The organism is Deminuibacter soli, from assembly GCF_003412455.1.
Lineage (GTDB): Bacteria > Bacteroidota > Bacteroidia > Chitinophagales > Chitinophagaceae > Deminuibacter > Deminuibacter soli.
Map to the genome: position 1 here is coordinate 316,690 of NZ_QTJU01000006.1, position 17,042 is coordinate 333,731.

16 protein-coding genes are annotated in these 17,042 nt (G+C 48.3%); 6 read left to right on the forward strand and 10 right to left on the reverse strand.

Going from position 1 to position 17,042, the window contains the following annotated elements:
- Nucleotides 1-21: 21 nt before the first annotated feature.
- The 5 genes from DXN05_RS17180 to prmA all read right to left on the reverse strand — a co-directional run bounded on the left by DXN05_RS17180 (nucleotide 22) and on the right by prmA (nucleotide 4,597).
- Nucleotides 22-396 carry a response regulator gene (locus DXN05_RS17180; RefSeq protein WP_116848496.1) on the reverse strand — a complete coding sequence of 125 codons (375 nt, stop codon included), beginning with the start codon at nucleotides 394-396 and terminating at the stop codon, nucleotides 22-24.
- Nucleotides 397-904: 508 nt separating this feature from the next.
- Nucleotides 905-1,570 carry a YdeI/OmpD-associated family protein gene (locus DXN05_RS17185; protein ID WP_116848497.1) on the reverse strand — a complete coding sequence of 222 codons (666 nt, stop codon included), beginning with the start codon at nucleotides 1,568-1,570 and terminating at the stop codon, nucleotides 905-907.
- A gap of 124 nt (nucleotides 1,571-1,694) precedes the next feature.
- On the reverse strand, nucleotides 1,695-2,507 hold the full coding sequence (locus DXN05_RS17190; protein WP_116848498.1) for a M48 family metallopeptidase: 813 nt from the start codon (nucleotides 2,505-2,507) through the stop codon (nucleotides 1,695-1,697).
- A gap of 204 nt (nucleotides 2,508-2,711) precedes the next feature.
- Nucleotides 2,712-3,374, reverse strand: coding sequence for a glycerol-3-phosphate 1-O-acyltransferase PlsY (gene plsY / locus DXN05_RS17195; protein WP_116848499.1), 663 nt, complete (start codon nucleotides 3,372-3,374; stop codon nucleotides 2,712-2,714).
- Between the two features lie 407 nt (nucleotides 3,375-3,781).
- Complete coding sequence (gene prmA / locus DXN05_RS17200; protein ID WP_147313960.1) at nucleotides 3,782-4,597, reverse strand: 50S ribosomal protein L11 methyltransferase; 816 nt, start codon at nucleotides 4,595-4,597, stop codon at nucleotides 3,782-3,784.
- A gap of 206 nt (nucleotides 4,598-4,803) precedes the next feature.
- Here prmA and cls point away from each other — a divergent pair, with 206 nt between their 5' ends.
- Nucleotides 4,804-6,261: a cardiolipin synthase gene (gene cls / locus DXN05_RS17205; protein WP_158559289.1), complete on the forward strand. Its 1,458-nt coding sequence runs from the start codon at nucleotides 4,804-4,806 to the stop codon at nucleotides 6,259-6,261.
- A 219-nt stretch (nucleotides 6,262-6,480) separates the two neighbouring features.
- On the opposite strand, the gene pnp is transcribed toward cls, so the two are convergent.
- Together pnp and rpsO are read right to left on the reverse strand one after the other, a co-directional pair.
- Nucleotides 6,481-8,709 carry a polyribonucleotide nucleotidyltransferase gene (gene pnp / locus DXN05_RS17210; RefSeq protein WP_116848502.1) on the reverse strand — a complete coding sequence of 743 codons (2,229 nt, stop codon included), beginning with the start codon at nucleotides 8,707-8,709 and terminating at the stop codon, nucleotides 6,481-6,483.
- A gap of 191 nt (nucleotides 8,710-8,900) precedes the next feature.
- Nucleotides 8,901-9,170: a 30S ribosomal protein S15 gene (gene rpsO, locus DXN05_RS17215; protein ID WP_116848503.1), complete on the reverse strand. Its 270-nt coding sequence runs from the start codon at nucleotides 9,168-9,170 to the stop codon at nucleotides 8,901-8,903.
- Nucleotides 9,171-9,395: 225 nt separating this feature from the next.
- On the opposite strand from rpsO, the gene DXN05_RS17220 reads away from it, so the two are divergent.
- A complete protein-coding gene (locus tag DXN05_RS17220; protein WP_147313961.1) occupies nucleotides 9,396-10,526 on the forward strand; it encodes a glycosyltransferase in 1,131 nt (376 codons plus the stop codon).
- Between the two features lie 3 nt (nucleotides 10,527-10,529).
- On the opposite strand, the gene DXN05_RS17225 is transcribed toward DXN05_RS17220, so the two are convergent.
- Nucleotides 10,530-11,219: a cell division ATP-binding protein FtsE gene (locus DXN05_RS17225; protein ID WP_116848530.1), complete on the reverse strand. Its 690-nt coding sequence runs from the start codon at nucleotides 11,217-11,219 to the stop codon at nucleotides 10,530-10,532.
- A 207-nt stretch (nucleotides 11,220-11,426) separates the two neighbouring features.
- On the opposite strand from DXN05_RS17225, the gene DXN05_RS17230 reads away from it, so the two are divergent.
- Nucleotides 11,427-12,206, forward strand: a complete 780-nt coding sequence (locus tag DXN05_RS17230; RefSeq protein ID WP_158559290.1) for a hypothetical protein — start codon at nucleotides 11,427-11,429, stop codon at nucleotides 12,204-12,206.
- Between the two features lie 367 nt (nucleotides 12,207-12,573).
- Here DXN05_RS17230 and sppA read toward each other — a convergent pair whose 3' ends face one another.
- The gene (gene sppA, locus DXN05_RS17235) at nucleotides 12,574-14,325 is read right to left on the reverse strand and encodes a signal peptide peptidase SppA (RefSeq protein ID WP_116848506.1); all 1,752 of its coding nucleotides are present in this window, start codon (nucleotides 14,323-14,325) and stop codon (nucleotides 12,574-12,576) included.
- A 57-nt stretch (nucleotides 14,326-14,382) separates the two neighbouring features.
- On the opposite strand from sppA, the gene folK reads away from it, so the two are divergent.
- From folK to DXN05_RS17250, 3 genes are read left to right on the forward strand one after another with little or no spacing between them, the layout of a single operon-like run.
- Complete coding sequence (gene folK, locus DXN05_RS17240) at nucleotides 14,383-14,865, forward strand: 2-amino-4-hydroxy-6-hydroxymethyldihydropteridine diphosphokinase (RefSeq protein WP_116848507.1); 483 nt, start codon at nucleotides 14,383-14,385, stop codon at nucleotides 14,863-14,865.
- Between the two features lie 44 nt (nucleotides 14,866-14,909).
- Nucleotides 14,910-15,542, forward strand: a complete 633-nt coding sequence (locus tag DXN05_RS17245; protein ID WP_116848508.1) for a deoxynucleoside kinase — start codon at nucleotides 14,910-14,912, stop codon at nucleotides 15,540-15,542.
- Between the two features lie 26 nt (nucleotides 15,543-15,568).
- Nucleotides 15,569-16,822, forward strand: coding sequence for an MFS transporter (locus tag DXN05_RS17250; protein ID WP_116848509.1), 1,254 nt, complete (start codon nucleotides 15,569-15,571; stop codon nucleotides 16,820-16,822).
- Here the strand turns inward: DXN05_RS17250 and DXN05_RS24965 are convergent.
- The coding region (locus tag DXN05_RS24965) for a hypothetical protein (RefSeq protein WP_211330086.1) at nucleotides 16,802-17,042 on the reverse strand (241 nt) is incomplete at its 5' end. The two genes, DXN05_RS17250 and DXN05_RS24965, sit on opposite strands and share 21 nt — an antisense overlap.

Below are 17,042 nucleotides of genomic sequence, written 5' to 3' on the forward strand. Positions count from 1 at the left end.
AGTAGGTACTGTTGATATAATTTACAGCCGGTCAAAGAAATGGTTCAGCAACCCGCTTAACCCGGCAATACTTGATGGTTTGGTGATAAAAGCTGTGGCGCCCAGCAACATTGCTTTGTTAATATATACCTGCTGTGAAGAGGTGCTGTAAATGATAACCGGTACCCGCTGCAGGTTGTCTTTCCGGCGTATGGCTTCAAGGCATTGCAACCCGTTCACACGCGGCATGTTCAGGTCAAGAAAAATGTAATCGGGCAGCGGCTCCTGTTCCAGCAGCTGCAGGCCCTCTTCCCCGCTGCCCGCGAACAGGCAGCTACAGTTTTTTCCTGTTTCCCTAATGGCCAGTTCAAATATTTCCTGGTCATCCATATCGTCGTCGATCACTAAACAAAGCATAAAGTCGATAGCAGCAAGGGGTCAAAAAATGAAACAACAAGTTAGTTTTTTCAGGGTATAAATGTTACAAGTAACGAGGTAAATTGTTCACAACCGTTATCGTCGAGAATCGAGAATCGACACGTCGAGACCATCGGGGCCGATTCGTGAATCGTCAGTCGTCAGGGATTGAAGCTTGCAGCTGTTTTCGTGTCGTCAGTCGTGAGGGATTTAAGTGGGTATTATAACTGTCGCCTTCGGCGATTTAAACCCAACAGGCTAGCAGCTAGCAGCTTGAAGCTTGCAGCTGTTTTCGTGTCGTGAGCCGTGAGGAAACTAAGCGGGTACTATTGATTTTAGCTAATTTTTCCTCGGGCGCCTGCGGCTGTGTCCGCACAGCCGCTTATTATTGAGTGCGAATGTGACTGTGGGGAACACAGTCACTGGCATAAAAAAGGCGCGGCAAAAAAAATGCACCCACTATCGTGGATGCACATTTTAATGATTTTGAAACCGAAGAAAAAGGTGATTATTTCTCGGTGGGGTTCTTCTTTCCTGCCAATAATTTTTCTACTGTTGCTTCAAGTCTTCTCTGTTTCGTGTCAGCTCTTTTTGCGTCCTGGATCCAGGAAACATACTCCTTCTGGTTGGTAAACGACAAATTGGTAAAAAATTCTTTTGCCTCATTGTGTTTTACAAACAGGGTTTCCAGTTCTACGGGCGGACTAACCAGGCGCCTGTCAAAATCAACACCGTTGATTTCAGAATTCCTGATCTCGGTAAATGCCCTCGAACGGTTGGGAATTGTTTCTACTTTCTTAAAACGCATGGCTGTCCACACATGATCAATTGCTACCTGCCTCACCGCTTCATAACCATTGTCTGACAAAATCTGCCAACTACAGTCCCTGTTTAAATCGCTCGCAATTTTGCTGGTGGCTTTTGGGTATGCTACCCATAATTTGCTGTCATCGTGTAACGCACTGAACAATTCCTTCAAAATGTTACAAAGCTGGTTTTGACTGAGTGCGAACACCAGTGCAAAATCAATCTTTTTAGCCTTCAATAAAGGGGTAACATTTTTTGAGAACGTCAGCTTGCTGAATTGCTTCTCGATTGCTGAAGGGATGCCCTGTATCAACAGGTTTTTTTCGTCTTTTAATTGCAATTTTTCAAACAAACTTTCTTGCGACATGCCTCAAAAAAAATTTTAAGGTGAGAAATTCGAGAGTGCAAAATTAGGTAAAAAATGCAGCATTTCCCCTTATGGGCACAAAAAAACCCGCAAAAAATGCGGGTTTCACCGTTTTTATTCACAATCAGTGGCTTACCGGTTTGTAATAGGTTAAGGCTTCCGGCATCAGTTTTTTAATGTTGTCAATACGTGCCTGGTCGCTCGGGTGGTCGCTCAGCATTACCGGCGGCTTATCTCCTCCCAGCGATGCCATGCGCTCCCAGAAGGCGATGGCCACCTGCGGGTTGTAGCCTGCCATGGCCGCGAAAATAAGGCCGTAATGGTCGGCTTCCGATTCCTGTTTGCGCGAGTTGGGCAACAACACACCCACCTGTGCAGAAGGCGCGTAAACGCTGTTGAAAATGCTTGCAGCCTGCGGGTTTCCACCCAGGGCTACGCCGCCCAGGCTGCCCAGTCCCTGTGCCACCATTTGCTGGCTCATGCGCTCACGGCCATGACCGGCAACGGCGTGGGTAATTTCGTGCCCCAGTACAATAGCCAGCGAAGCTTCGTCGCGCGTAACAGGCAGGAGGCCGGTATACACCACCACTTTACCGCCAGGCATACACCAGGCGTTTACTTCCTTGCTGTCAACCAGGTTAAACTCCCACTTGTAGCCTTTTAAAATATCAGATGCGCCCTTTTGCTGGTAATATGTAGTAATGGCATTGGCAATACGGTTGCCTACGCGCACTACCATTTCCGCATCTTTACTCGATGAAGCAGATACCACTTTGTTCTGTGTTAAAAACTGCTGGTATTGCGTAAGCGCCATGGATTGCATTTCCGATTCAGAAACCAGGGATAACTGGCTTCTGCCGGTAATGGCATTTCTTGTACATCCGGCGAAAGTTAGCGTTGCGGCTGCAACAGCAGCTATAGCAAGGTTACGGGTCATTGTTTCAGTGTTTAGAAAATTAATTTTCAATATCTGTACCAGTTTGCAGGCAGTTGCTTATTTAATGTGCTAAAGATAAGCATGCACCATGCAAATATCCAAATGCCATACAGTTATGCAGTGCAGTTGGTTGCATGCAGCTTAAAACCCGGGGCTTATTACAGTAGGATGGAATACGCTGCACCATGCAGCTGTGCAAAAGATTTAGTCCTCATCGTCGTCAAGATGACGGCGCCTGCGGCGATCGCGGTATTTGAGAATGGGCACTTTACTTTCCGTGCCTTTAAGTATGCGGTTGATATTCTTCTGATGGGTTAGTATCACCATCAGCGCCACTGCCACTGCGAATACGCGGTACAGGGTTTCTTTTTCATTGAAGATAAACAGTATCAGCACCGCGAAAGCAACACTGGCCAGTATAGAACTCAGCGATACAAAGCGGGTTAGGTACAATACCAGTAAAAACACACCCACACAGCAAACTGCTACCAGGGGCTGAATGGCCACGGCCATACCAAACAAGGTGGCCACGCCCTTACCGCCTTTAAAGCCTGCCCATACCGGGAAGATATGACCCAGTACGGCGCCCAGTCCCAGCCCGATCATCAGGTTGGTTCTGTCCCACTCGTCGGTTAAATAATGCGGTAATAAAATATACAGGGAAGTAGCCAGTACGCCTTTCAGCATATCCACAATCATTACCACGGTGCCCCATTTGGAGCCCAGCACACGGTAAGTGTTGGTGGCGCCCGCATTACCACTGCCGTAATCCCGGATATCAATTCCGAAAAAATGCCTGCTTATCCAAACGGATGTGGGAATCGAGCCTATTAAATACGCCAATATGATGAGTAACAATTCGTTCATTGGTGGCTACAGTTGGGTAGACAAATATAGGGGATTTTGACATTCACAAACACCCGCTAACAAATCGTTTATTTCCATCATATATTAAAAAGTACCAGATGAATGCCTTAGCTGGGGAAATTAGCAGGAAATTTAACATATGGGGGATTAGTGGTGAGTGGTGAGTGTGGGAGATCACGGTGAATAGTGAATAGGCAATAGTGAATGAACGGAGCGGAGATTTTTACCGGGGTGGAGCTAGTTGCCGGTGGGGACACCGGCAACGGCGGCATATTCTTGCGATCGCTGAGATAATCCCGACTGTCGATTCTCGATTCTCGAAATTGGTACCCGCTTATCACTCACGGCTGACAATTCACGGCTCACGGTCTCGACTGTCGATTCTCGATTCTCGATGGCTTCACGATTCACTTGCTGCACCACATCGCTATCCAGCCGTTGCGGTGGAAGGTTTTGCGGTGTTGTAAGCCTTGCGCGGCAACAGCGGGCAAAATATCTGCTTCATCAGCTTCGAGCAATCCGCTTAACAGCAGCACGCCGTTTTCTTTAAGTTGCTGCTGCAGTTGCGGCATATTGGCAAGTATAATGTGCTTGTTGATATTGGCAAGTATCACATCATACGATCCGCCTGTTGCTGCAGTATCAGCCTTTGCAATAGTGGTGTGTGTACTATGATTGGTAGCCAGGTTTTCCTGCGCGTTGTCGATACTCCAGTCATCATTGTCAATGCCCAGTACACTGGCTGCGCCCAGCTGCTCGGCCAGTATGGCGAGAATGCCGGTGCCGGTGCCAAAATCAAACACAGCGGTATTGCGGAAATCCAGCTCACGCATCAGCTGAATCATCATATAGGTAGTGGCATGGTGACCGGTGCCGAAACTCATTTTGGGTGTAATTACAATTTCATGCTGCATACCCGGCACAGCATCATGAAAGCTGGCGCGTATGGCTACAAAATCATCCACCAGTACAGGACTAAAACCTGCTTCCCACAAGGCATTCCAGTTTTGTTCTGCAATTAAACTGGTGGTATAGCTAAAAGCAAACTGTTCGCTCAGTTCTTTCAATGGCGCTTCATTAAAAGCGGGTTCTTCAATAAAAGAGTATAGCTCAGAAGGTCTTTCTTCAAAGCCATCAAAACCTTCTTCAGACAGCAGGGCGATGATAATGTCTTTCTGCTCCTGCTCTGCATTGTGTATCGAAACCTGGATATAATTGGGCATGCGGCAAAGGTAAAGAAAAGCGGTTAGCAAAAACAGCTGCAAGCTACTAGCTGCCAGCCCTGTTGGGTTTAAGTCGCCGAAGGCGACAGTGTAATACTCGCTTGGTTATCTCACGAATCGGACTCGCTGTGATAGTCTCGACTGTCGACTCTCGACTCTCGATGCCTTTACGGCACGATTTTTTTTGCCTTATCTTGCTGATGAATATGACACTCCACTCTATTGACATCCTGAGCTGGATCATCACTGCTTCTTATGTGGTGAGTACAGTGTTTGCTGTCATCATTATTTCCCAGAACCGCGCGCCTTCCAAAACCATCGCTTACCTGTTGTTGTTTTACAGTTTGCCCGTGCTGGGTATTGTTATTTATGCAGTAGCAGGTGAAAACTATCGCAAGAACAAACTGTATAAACGAAAATTCCTGCAGGATAATGCGCAGTTTAATTTATATGCCAGTCATCTCATACGCCTCTCGGAAGACTTGCTGGGACAGCATTTGAAAGAACTGAAAGGCAGCGAGCAAACAGCAAGACTGATACTGAACGACAGCCGCCTGCCCCTGTCTGTAAACAATCGCGTAGAGCTGCTGATTAACGGGGAGCAGAAGTTTGAACGCATGTTTGCCGAGCTGGAAAAAGCACAGCACCATATTCATATTGAATATTACATTATTGAAAACGGTGTTATTGCAGACAGGCTGCTGAAACTGCTGGTAAAAAAAGCAGCAGAAGGTGTTGCAGTAAAAATGATTTACGATGATTTTGGCACATCGCTTAAAAACAGGTACCTGCGCAAGTTGCGTACACAGGGGGTAAAAGCATTCCCGTTTTACCGCATCCTGTTCCCGCTGGTTTCTAACAGGCACAACTACCGCGATCACCGCAAGATGATTATCATTGATGGCAGGCTGGCCTTTACCGGCGGCATCAATATCTCTGACCGGTACGATAATAATTTACCCGGCAACGATCTTTACTGGCGCGATACCCATTTGCTGATTGAAGGCGATGCCGTAAAACCCTTGCAGTACCTGTTTTTCCTGAACTGGAACTTTTGCTCAGATGAAGAGCTGCCGGTTTCACTGGATTATTTTCCCAGTGACAAAACCGGCCACAACCAACTGGTACAGGTTATTCAAAGCGGGCCAGACAGTGACCGTGCCAGCATCATGCTCAGTTATTTCAGCGCCATTGTTAATGCAAAAAAATATGTGTACATCACCACGCCGTATTTTATTCCCAATGAAAGTTTGCGCAATGCATTAAGGGAAGCCGCACTGAGCAAGGTTGAAGTGCGTTTGCTGGTACCCGGTGTGTCTGATTCACGTTTTGTAAACCTCGCTGCCCACTCCTATTACGAAGAATTGCTGGAAGCCGGCGTACGCATTTATCTCTATCAAAAAGGCTTTGTACACGCCAAAACCCTGGTGAGTGATAATACCCTCAGCATGGTTGGCTCTGCCAATATGGATATCCGCAGTTTTGATCTCAATTTTGAATTGAATGCCGTGGTATATGATTCCCTTATCCACGACCAGCTGAAAGCCGTTTTCCTGAAAGACCTCGAAGACAGTGTTGAAATAACCCTCGCCGAATGGTCGCAACGCAGCAGGGTGAAGAAATTCTGTGAATCTATCTGCAGGCTGTTTTCATCGGTGTTGTAGGTGGTGGGCTTCGGCGCGCTTCGCGCATGTGCGGGTTCACCGACACATCGAGATTCGACAGTCGAGACTATCGCAGCGAGCCAGGTTCATGAGTGATGTTAGTGGTTCGCTAAGATCGTCCCGATGTGTCGATGTCTCGACTGTCGATGTCTTTCCCACTCACAAAAAAGCCCCGCACACTGGTATGCACGGGGCTTGTATTATTTGCAGTAAACTGAATTAGTCTCTCTGCTGACGTGGTTCGCGGGGCTCGCGCTGGTCGCGCTGATCACCGTTTCTTGAACCACTGCCTTCAGGGCGCGGACCGCGCGGAGCGGGTTCCTGGTGTCCTTCAGGTTTTGGCATCAGCACCTTGCGGCTCAGTTTGAACTTGCCGGTTTTGGTATCAACGCCAATCAGTTTTACTTTAATTACATCACCTTCTTTCAGCACACCTTCCAGGCTTTCGAGGCGTTTCCATGAAACTTCGCTGATATGCAGCAAACCTTCTTTCTTAGGCAGGAACTCAACGAACGCACCGTAAGGCTGAATGGTTTTTACTTTTGCTTCATACACTTCGTTCACTTCAGGAACAGCAACAATGCCTTTAATCCAGATGCGTGCTTTTTCAACACCATCTTTATTGGCAGAGAAAATGCTTACTTCACCGGTGTTGCCAACCTCTTCGATGTTGATTGTGGTACCGGTTTCTTTCTGAATTTCCTGGATCACTTTACCCTGGGGCCCGATTACTGCACCGATAAATTCTTTATCGATGATCAGTTTCTCCATCCTTGGTGCGTGAGATTTAACTTCTGCACGTGCAGCCGGCATACATTCGTACATGGCGTCGAGAATGTGCAGGCGGCCTTTGCGTGCCTGCTCCAGTGCTTCGCGCATTACTTCCATGCTTAAGCCGTCTACTTTAATATCCATCTGCACACCGCAAATACCTTCACGGGTACCGGTTACTTTAAAGTCCATATCACCCAGGTGATCTTCATCACCCAGGATATCGGTGAGAATAGCGTATTTACCATCGGTACCGCGGGTAATTAAACCCATGGCCACACCGCTAACGTGTTTGGGGAAAGGCACACCTGCATCCATCAGGGCCAGTGAGCCGGCACATACAGTTGCCATTGAAGACGAACCGTTTGATTCCAGGATATCGCTCACCACGCGAACGGTGTAAGCATAATCGCTGCCGGGCATCATTTGTTTCAGGCTGCGCATAGCCAGGTTACCATGACCCACTTCACGGCGTCCGGGGCCACGCATCATTTTCACTTCACCTGTAGAGAACGGGGGGAAGTTATAATGCAGGATGAATTTAGAATATTCAGATTTTGCTGCGCTTTCAATCATCAGCTCATCCAGCGGTGTACCGAGTGTAACGGTAGTGAGCGACTGGGTTTCGCCACGGGTGAACAGTGCAGAACCGTGCGGTGTAGGCAGCGGATCGGTTTCCATTGCCAGCGGACGAACCTGGTCAAGCTGGCGGCCGTCCAAACGGATACGGTCGTCGAGAATCATGTTACGCACCACTTCCCACTGCAGGTCTTCGTAATATTTTTTAGCCAGTTTTTTGGTCTTGTCTTCCACTTCCTCGCCAAGGCTTTCTATTAGTGCATCTTTCAGCACTTTGAAAGCATCGCTGCGTTCGTGTTTGGAAGTACCGCTTTTAGCGATTTCGTACATTTTGGCTGAGCTGAAAGCAGCAACTTTCTCTCTCAGTTCTTCGTCCTGTACGGGTTTTGGATAATCACGCTTGCCGGTAACACCTTTTAAAGCGCGGAGCTGTTCCTGTGCTTTAATCTGGATGCGGATAGCGTCGTGTGCCAGCTGAAGCGCCTTCACCAGGTCTTCTTCGCTGCACTCTTTACTTTCACCTTCCACCATCATGAGGTTTTTCTCAGTGGCAGCGATCATAAAGTCCATATCGGCAGTAGCGAGCTGTGTCCTGGAAGGGTTCACCACCAGTTCACCGCCGATACGTGCAATACGTACTTCAGAAATGATTTCTTTAATGGGAATATCAGAAACGGCGAGTGCTGCAGAGGCTGCCAGGCAGGCCAGTGCGTCGGGCATAATTTCACCGTCGCTTGAAACGAGGGTGATCAGCACCTGCACATCGCAGAAATAATCTTCGGGAAACAGCGGGCGCAGCGCACGGTCAACCAGGCGGCTGATGAGCACTTCGTAATCGCTTAAACGGCCTTCGCGTTTGAAAAAAGAACCGGGGATACGACCGGCAGAGGCAAATTTTTCCTGGTAATCAACGCTTAAAGGAAAGAAATCCTGTCCTTCGCGTGGTTCTTTGTTGGCTACAACGGTAGCCAGCAGTATGTTGTTACCCTGCCTAACGGTAACAGATCCGTCGGCCTGGCGTGCCAGTTTACCTGTTTCGATGGTCACTTCGCGGCCACCACCCAGGTCAAACGATACACTTAATGGTTGTGATAACATAATGTAAGTAATTTAAATCCCGGATACGACCGGGCAGATTTGCGCCGTACAAAACAGGAGGGAAGGATTGTACCGGCGGAATCAGGCGAAAAATCGGGTTAGTGCGCAATGCAACCGCTATACACACAAAAAACTATTCCCAACCGTTTTACAATTTCAGTTGGGAATAGCTTGTATCATAGCTGAATGAATTATTTCCTGATACCCAGTTTAGCGATCAGTTCACGATAACCGGTAAGGTTATGTTTCTGCATGTAAGCCAGCAGGCGTTTGCGCTGACCTACCAGTTGCATCAAACCGCGATTGGTAGAAAAATCTTTTTTATTTGCCTGCAAATGCTTGGAAATGCTGGAAATACGCTCTGTTAACATAGCGATTTGGCCCTCGATAGAGCCGGTATTTTCGGCTTTACCACCGAATTCAGCAAAAATTGTTGCTTTTTTTTCTTTTGTTAAAGGCATCTCAAATACTTTTTTAAAACATCCAAATAATGGCTTCTACTTTATTTTGTGTGCAAAGGTAGGGTTTTCGGGGATGAAAACAGCAGTAATGCCCAAATAATTTAGCGGGGCGTATAATTGGGGGCGAAATTAGGGGTTCTCCACAATTGAAACAATACCTGTTTACAGCTGTTTGGTAAAACATAACCCCACCGAACAACCTGCTGCACCGAAACCTGGCTGCCATTGGAAAAGCATTTACATATTGTTAGTTCAACCATACCATACCCGGCTGTTTATGGCAGCATGGCCGACCGTTTTTACAAACTGCCTGCCCTGGCAGCCGCCGGCATACATATTCACCTGCACTGTTTTGGCGATGATGCCGCTCCCCTGCCTCCCTGCCTTACGCAATACTGCGCCAGCGTGCATGTATACCCGCACAGCCGCATTTCGGCCGCTACCATCCTGCAACTGCCCTGTATGGTGGCCAGCCGTAAAAACGAGCAGCTGTTTCAGCGCCTGCTGCACGATGATTACCCTGTTTTGATGGAAGGCATTCACTGTACCGCCCTGCTGCTGGACGACCGTTTTGCCGGCCGCCGTTGTTTTGTACGCCTGCAGCAGGTACAGCACCGCAGCTACCAGCAACAGGCCAGGCAATCGGCCAACCTGCTGCGTAAATGGTACTACCGCCACCAGGCTTCGCTGCTGCTGCAGCACGAGCAGCGTATTGCCGGTAAGGCAGTGTTTATTACCAGCCTGGATGCCGATGCAGATTTTTACCGCGAATACATGCAATACCGCCATACGGCCGTACTGCCGCTGTTTATTCCGCAGCAGCAGGTGAACAGTGAAGAAGGATCGGGCAGTTATTGTTTATACCACGGCGATTTATCGGCCGGGCATAATGAGCAGGCGGCAAGCTGGTTGCTGAACCAGGTATGCCGCAACATCGATGTGCCCCTGGTAATTGCAGGCTGCAACCCCTCGCCACGGCTGCAACAGCAGGCACGGCAATGGACCAACACCTGTGTGGTGGCCAACCCCAGCGCGCCCGAACTGCAGGACATTATCCGCAAGGCGCACATTCATTTATTACCCAGTTTTACCAATACCGGCGTGCCGGGCAAGTTATTAAATGCTTTATTTAACGGGAGGCATTGTATTGCACATGCACCGGTGCTGCGCAGTACCGGGCTTAGCGCTATTTGCCATGCTGCAGGCGTTACTGCACAATGGATACAGCAAATAAGTGCGCTGTACCGGCAGCCGTTTACCCTGCGCGATATTACCCTGCGCAAACAGGTATTGCTGCAACGCTACAACAACGCCGGCAATGCGGCCACCTTTATACAATGGATCTGGGAAAGATGAAACTTATTCTGTCACCAGCGCAGCACTATCCATTACCTTGCTTTTTTCTGTTTTCAGCATGCGGGAAGGATAACGGTTAATTACGATAAAATCGTGCGTAGCCATGATGATAGCGGTGCCATAATCGCGGCAGATGTGAAACAGCAGCTGCATAATTTCATCGCTGGTTTCAGGATCGAGGTTGCCGGTAGGCTCATCTGCCAGTATTACTTTGGGTGAGTTAAGCAGGGCACGGGCAATTTCTACCCTTTGCTGTTCGCCGCCGCTCATTTCGAAAGGCATTTTGAAGCCTTTGCTTTTTAAACCAACTTTATCGAGCACATCGTTGATTTTTTCTTCCATCAGCTTTTCGTCTTTCCAGCCCGTGGCTTTCAGTACAAAGCGGAGGTTTTCATGCACATTTCTGTCTGTAAGCAGTTGAAAATCCTGGAACACCACGCCCAGGTTGCGGCGCAGGAAAGGAACTTTTTTCCAGTTCATGTCTTTCAGCGAATGCCCTGCCACATCTACCACGCCTTCTTTCAAAGGCAATTCGCCGTATAATGTTTTCAGCAGGCTGCTTTTGCCGGTGCCGGTTTTACCTACCAGGTATACAAACTCTCCCCTGTTAACAGAAAAATTTACGTCTTGTAACACCAGGTTACCCCCCTGGTAAATATTGGCATTGCGAACAGAAACAACGATCTCAGACATGGTGCTTGAATTGGCATCAAAAATACAGGAATGAATTTGAAAATGAACCAAAAAGCTAACTTCAACACCTGTGCCACAGCCTGTTTAAGCCGGTTTTGCAAATGCCGGCCCGCAGGGGCGTAGACTTTTATGCACAAGCTGGTCGAATTTCCCTTAATTTACACCCGGTTTAACGTATTTTCAATTTTACCCATTAAAAGACGTTTTATGTATTTCCCATTAACCCACCCCTGCAACAGTTACCTGAAAAGACTGTTACTGCTGAGCGCCCTGCTTTCTGTAACAGGATTGTTTGCATTCGGATTTACACCCCGCCACGTATTCAGCTACGATACAGCCAACGGCAGCGACACACTTGCGCCAGCCGGCAGCAAAAAAAGCAAAAACAAAAACAAGGCAAACGAAACAACCACGCGCGCCTATGTAGTGAATATTGCCAGTTACGATACCGGCGTGTTTAAAGGTGTTACCAAACTCATTACTGTTTCGGGCAAAAACGCAACCATAAAGGTAGATACTACAGCCAGGGCAGCCGAGGTGCTCACTGCCATTAATGCGCCTGTATATGTGCTGGATGGCAAGGTGATCAGCGATAAGGAAATGCAGCAGGTTAACCCGGCTGATATTGCCAAAGTAACCGTACTCAGCGGCACCGAAGCAGCTGCTTACGGCGGTCCCAATGCCATTGCCATTACCACCCGCAAGGCCACAGCAGAAGCAACAGCGAAAGCCGCCCCTGTAGAAGTGCAGGTGAAAACAGAAGACACCCCCGCTGCAACAGATACGACCAAAAACAATAAGGTTGCCAGCGGTTATGCAGACGATAAGATTATCATGGCCAACACAGCTGCAGCAGACAAGCCTGCAAAATCCGCTGCAGACAGCAACACAGCAACAACAAAACCGAGGCCGCGCGCCAGGCAATCCAAACCCCGGTCCTCCGCTACTACCGCCAGCGGTTATGTTATCCCCGACAGCAAGCCCTAGGGCCACCGACAGTCGGGATCGTAAATCGTCAGTCGTCAGTCGTGAGTGATCTAAGCGAGTGCCAATTTCGAGAATCGAGACATCGACAGTCGGGATCGTGAATCGTCAGTCGTCAGTGATCTAAGCGAGTGCCAATTTCGAGAATCGAGACATCGACAGTCGGGATCGTGAATCGTCAGTCGTCAGTCGTGAGTGAGCTAAGCGAACATTGTTGCCGGTGAGTACACCAGCAACAGCATTATAAAGAAATCCCCCGTCCCGGCTAAGCCAGAACGGGGGATTTCTTTTATTCACTATTGACTATTCACTATTCACCAGTGATCTCCCACTCACCACTCACTACTCACCACTCACTACTCACCACTCACTACTCCACATTCAAATCAAACGCCATTCTTGTTTGCGGAATACCAAACCAGGTTTTTACTTTCTTCACCTGTTGCAGCATCTGGTAATCGGTAGCACCTATTTCTTCTTTAGCCATGTTCACCCGGATGGTTTGGGAAACACTACCCCCCAGCAATTGTTCCAGCAGGGATTTTTTCTCTGGGTATTCTGCAGTGGAATAATTTTTCAGCTTAGCCATGTGCGCAGCAGAAGCAATCGCATCCTGCATGGTGCCGATACGGTCTACCAGACCCACCTCAATGGCCCGCTCGCCTGTCCACACGCGGCCCTGCGCAATACTGTCGATATAGTCTATTGATTTTTTCCTGCCCTCTGCCACACGTGATTTGAAGGTGTAATAAATAGAATCCACATCGGCCTGCAGAAAATGCTTTTCTATTTCCGTAAGCGGTTTGCTGGCATCGGTGATACCTGCATATGGTGCAGTTTTTACACGATCGAATGTAATGCCCAGTTTGTTTTTAAAGAACGATTGCATATTGGGTATAATGCTGAATACGCCGATGGAACCGGTTAAAGTACCGGGATCGGCAAACACCGAATCGCCGTTGCAGGAAATATAATAACCACCGGAAGCTGCGAGATCGCCCATGCTTACAATCACCGGCTTTTCTTTGCGGGCGAGTGATATTTCGCGCCAGATTACATCACTGGCCAGTGCGCTGCCGCCGGGTGAGTTTACCCTGAATACAATCGCTTTTACAGATTTATCGAACCGCGCTTTGCGGATAATGTTTTTATACTGGTCGCTGCCTATTTCATCTTCCTGCCCTTTGCCGTCAACAATATCACCCTGTGCATAGATAAGGGCAATTTTATCTTTTTCGTCGGATGTATCGATAGACTTTACATATTTGCCAGGCAGGATGAAATTGGGATGTTCTGTTTCTTTGATGTGCAGCAGGCGGAAGATTTCTGCCTTTACCTGGTCGTCGTATTTAAGACCATCTACCAGGTTATATTTTAAAGCGTCGCTGGCAGATTGGATGGTGCCGTTGTTGGCGAGGGCATGTAAGGCAGCGGTATCAGTATGGCGGGCAGTGGCGGTGTTTAGCAGCAGGCGGCTGTACAAATCGTTGAGCAGAACGGTTGTCTGCAGGCGGTTGGCATCTGTCATTTGCGTTACACGAAAAGGCTCTGTGGCGCTTTTGAACTTACCTGCAAAGAACACCTGCGGTTCTATTTCCAGCTTATCCAGCAAACCTTTCAGGAACATTACACTGCTGGAGTAGCCAGACCAATCTACCCCGCCGTTGGGATGGCAATACACTTTATCAGCCGCAGTAGCCACGTAATACGCTTTCTGGCTCATCACTTCACCATAGGCGATCACAAACTTTTTGCTTTCCCTGAAATGCAGCAGGGCCTGCCGCAGCTCTTCGCTGGCTGCAAAACCATTGCCATTACCGGAAGCTTTGAGATAAATGCCTTTAACGGCAGAATCGGTTTTGGCATATTCAATCATACGCACCACATCGTGTAAACCGGGCGCATCTTCTGCATCAGAAAAAAGAGCGGAAAGCGGGTTATCCTGCGATTGTTCCTTAAAACCGGTAGATAAGTCGAGCACCAGCACACCATTGGTACCTATCTCGGGTTTATCGGGCGAAGTGGCCTTTCCAACCATATAAGCCAGCACCAGGAAAGCGATCACCGTAAAAAGCACGAGTGCGAGCAGGGTTGCAAAGAATATTTTGAAAAAGGATTTCATACTTTGTTGTGTGCATTTAAAAATAAAGATATTTGAAGCGGGCTATACTACCAATTTATGAACCACGCATACTTGTTGATAGGCGGTAATTTAGGCGACCGGCTGGCATATTTAGGCAAGGCTAAGGAGCTGATTACACAAAAAGGACACACGATTATTCAATGTTCAGCCATTTATGAAACGGCTGCCTGGGGGGTAGAAGAACAGCCCTCGTTCTACAACCAGGCCCTTTATGTACAAACGACACTTAATGGCAATGCATTGATGCAGCAGTTGCTGGATATAGAAACACAAATGGGCCGGCAAAGGTTGCAGCACATGGGGCCACGTGTGATAGACATCGATATCCTGCTTTTCAACAACCTGGTACAGCAAACACCGCTGCTCACTGTTCCGCATCCGCGGCTGCACCTGCGCAGGTTTGCACTTGCCCCGCTGGCCGAAATTGCGGCTGATGTGCAGCACCCGGTATTGCATGAAACCATTGCCACGCTGCTGGTTCAGTGCCCTGATTCACTGGATGTGCATAAAATTTCGTAACCGGTTTATCCTGCCCCGTAATTTTGTGCCCGGATTAATACAACATGAAGCATCATTTTATTACGATAGAGGGCAATATAGGAGCAGGAAAAACAACGCTGGCGCATTTGCTGGCAAAAAAACTGAATGCAAGACTGATTCTCGAAGAATTCGCAGACAACCCATTTCTACCCAGGTTTTACGAAAACCCCAAACAATACGCCTTTCCGCTGGAATTGTTTTTTATGGCGGAGCGATTCAAGCAGCTGAAAGAAATGCTGCATACCAACGATCTTTTTCAGCACATCACCGTATCGGATTATCTTTTTACCAAATGCCTGCTGTTTGCCAAGGTAACACTGCCCGAAGAAGAATTCAGGCTGTACCAGAAACTGTTCGACATTATTCACCAGCAACTGTTATTTCCCGATATTCTCATTTACCTGCATGCACCCGTAGAGCGTTTACAGGCGAATATCCGCAAAAGAAACCGCGCCTACGAGCAGCATATACCCGACGATTACCTGCTGAACCTGCAGGATACCTACACCAGTTATATCAGGCAACACAACATCAAAACATTATTCGTTGATGCCTCAAATGCCGATTTTCTTGGAAATGATGCACATTTGCAGGTAATACTGGATGCCCTGGAACAGGATTTTCCCGAAGGGCAGCATTATATCAGTTTACCGTAGCCCGGCTTTACTAAAAACATCAGGTTATGACGCAAACAGTACCAACCCAGCAAAACGATCCTTTCTCGTCGGTCAGAATAAAAGCCTTCCGCAACCTGCTGGCAGGACGAATCTTTTTTATCCTGGCCTTACGCATGATGACCACCGTTGTTGGCTGGTGGATTTACAACCTTACCAACGATCCTCTTGCCATCGGCCTCATTGGCCTGTCTGAAGTAATACCTGCCATTTCACTGGCACTGTATGCCGGTCACTTCATCGACATATCAGAAAAACGCAGGCTGCTGCTTACCGGCGTAATGCTGTACTGCATTGCAGCCACCATATTAACCATGCTATCATCCCGCTATACGGCTGCACACCTCAGCAATCACTGGATTGCCATTTGCGTGTACATGACCATCTTCTGTACCGGCATTATACGTGCTTTTACAGGGCCGGTGTTTAACGTAATGCTGGCATCTATTGTGCCCAAAAGCGCATTGCAGAATGCCACTACCTGGAACCAGGGCGGCTGGCTTTCCGGCTCGGTTAGCGGGCATGCCATCGGGGGCTTTTTGATAGCAGGTATCGGTATTTCAGGCACGCTTACCGTGATTGCCTGTTTACTGGCACTCTCCTTTATTATACTGTTCCCGCTGAAGAAACAACCGCCGCTGGCTGAACGCGGTGAAAAACGCACGCTTGAAAGTGTAAAGGAAGGGCTCAACTTTGTATTCAAAACAAAAGAGCTGCTGGGCGCTTTATCGCTCGATATGTTTGCGGTATTGTTTGGCGGCGCAGTAGCCATGGTGCCGGTATATGCAAGGGATATCCTGAAAGTAGGCCCTGAAGGTTTCGGCTTTTTGAACGGCGCAGCCGATATCGGCGCTATCTGCAGTGTGGTATTGCTTACCATCTCTCCCATGCGCAGAAAACAGGGCACCAAACTGCTGTTTGCAGTAGCCGGTTTTGGCACCTGTATCATCATATTCGCTGTATCGCAGTTATACTGGTTATCGTTCGCCGCACTGCTGCTCAGCGGCATGCTCGATGGCATTAGCGTGGTAGTACGTGGCACCATTACCCAGCTTAAAACACCCGATCACATGCGCGGCCGCGTGCTGAGTGTAAACTCCATGTTCATCAATTCCAGCAATGAACTGGGCCAGTTTGAAAGTGGTCTTGCCGCAAGATTATTGGGGGTTGTGCCCTCCGTAGTGTTCGGCGGCATCATGACCTGGATGGTAGTGGGCGTTACCTGGTTTAAAGCCCCTTCTTTACGCAAAATGGAATACTAAGGTTGGGGCATACGCGCTTCGCGCGGTGATCCGTTCGGGTGAATAGTCAATAGTGAATAAAACAGCAGGCGTAATGTATTGACCGGTACTCGCTTGTACGAGCCTGAAATAAGTTGACCAAAAAACCAGGTCAAACATGGCAAAAACACATTTAGTAACCCGACGCGTCTTCAGTGAAGAGGTACGTCGCAGTGCCGTAAAGGCAATTGAATCAGGAAAG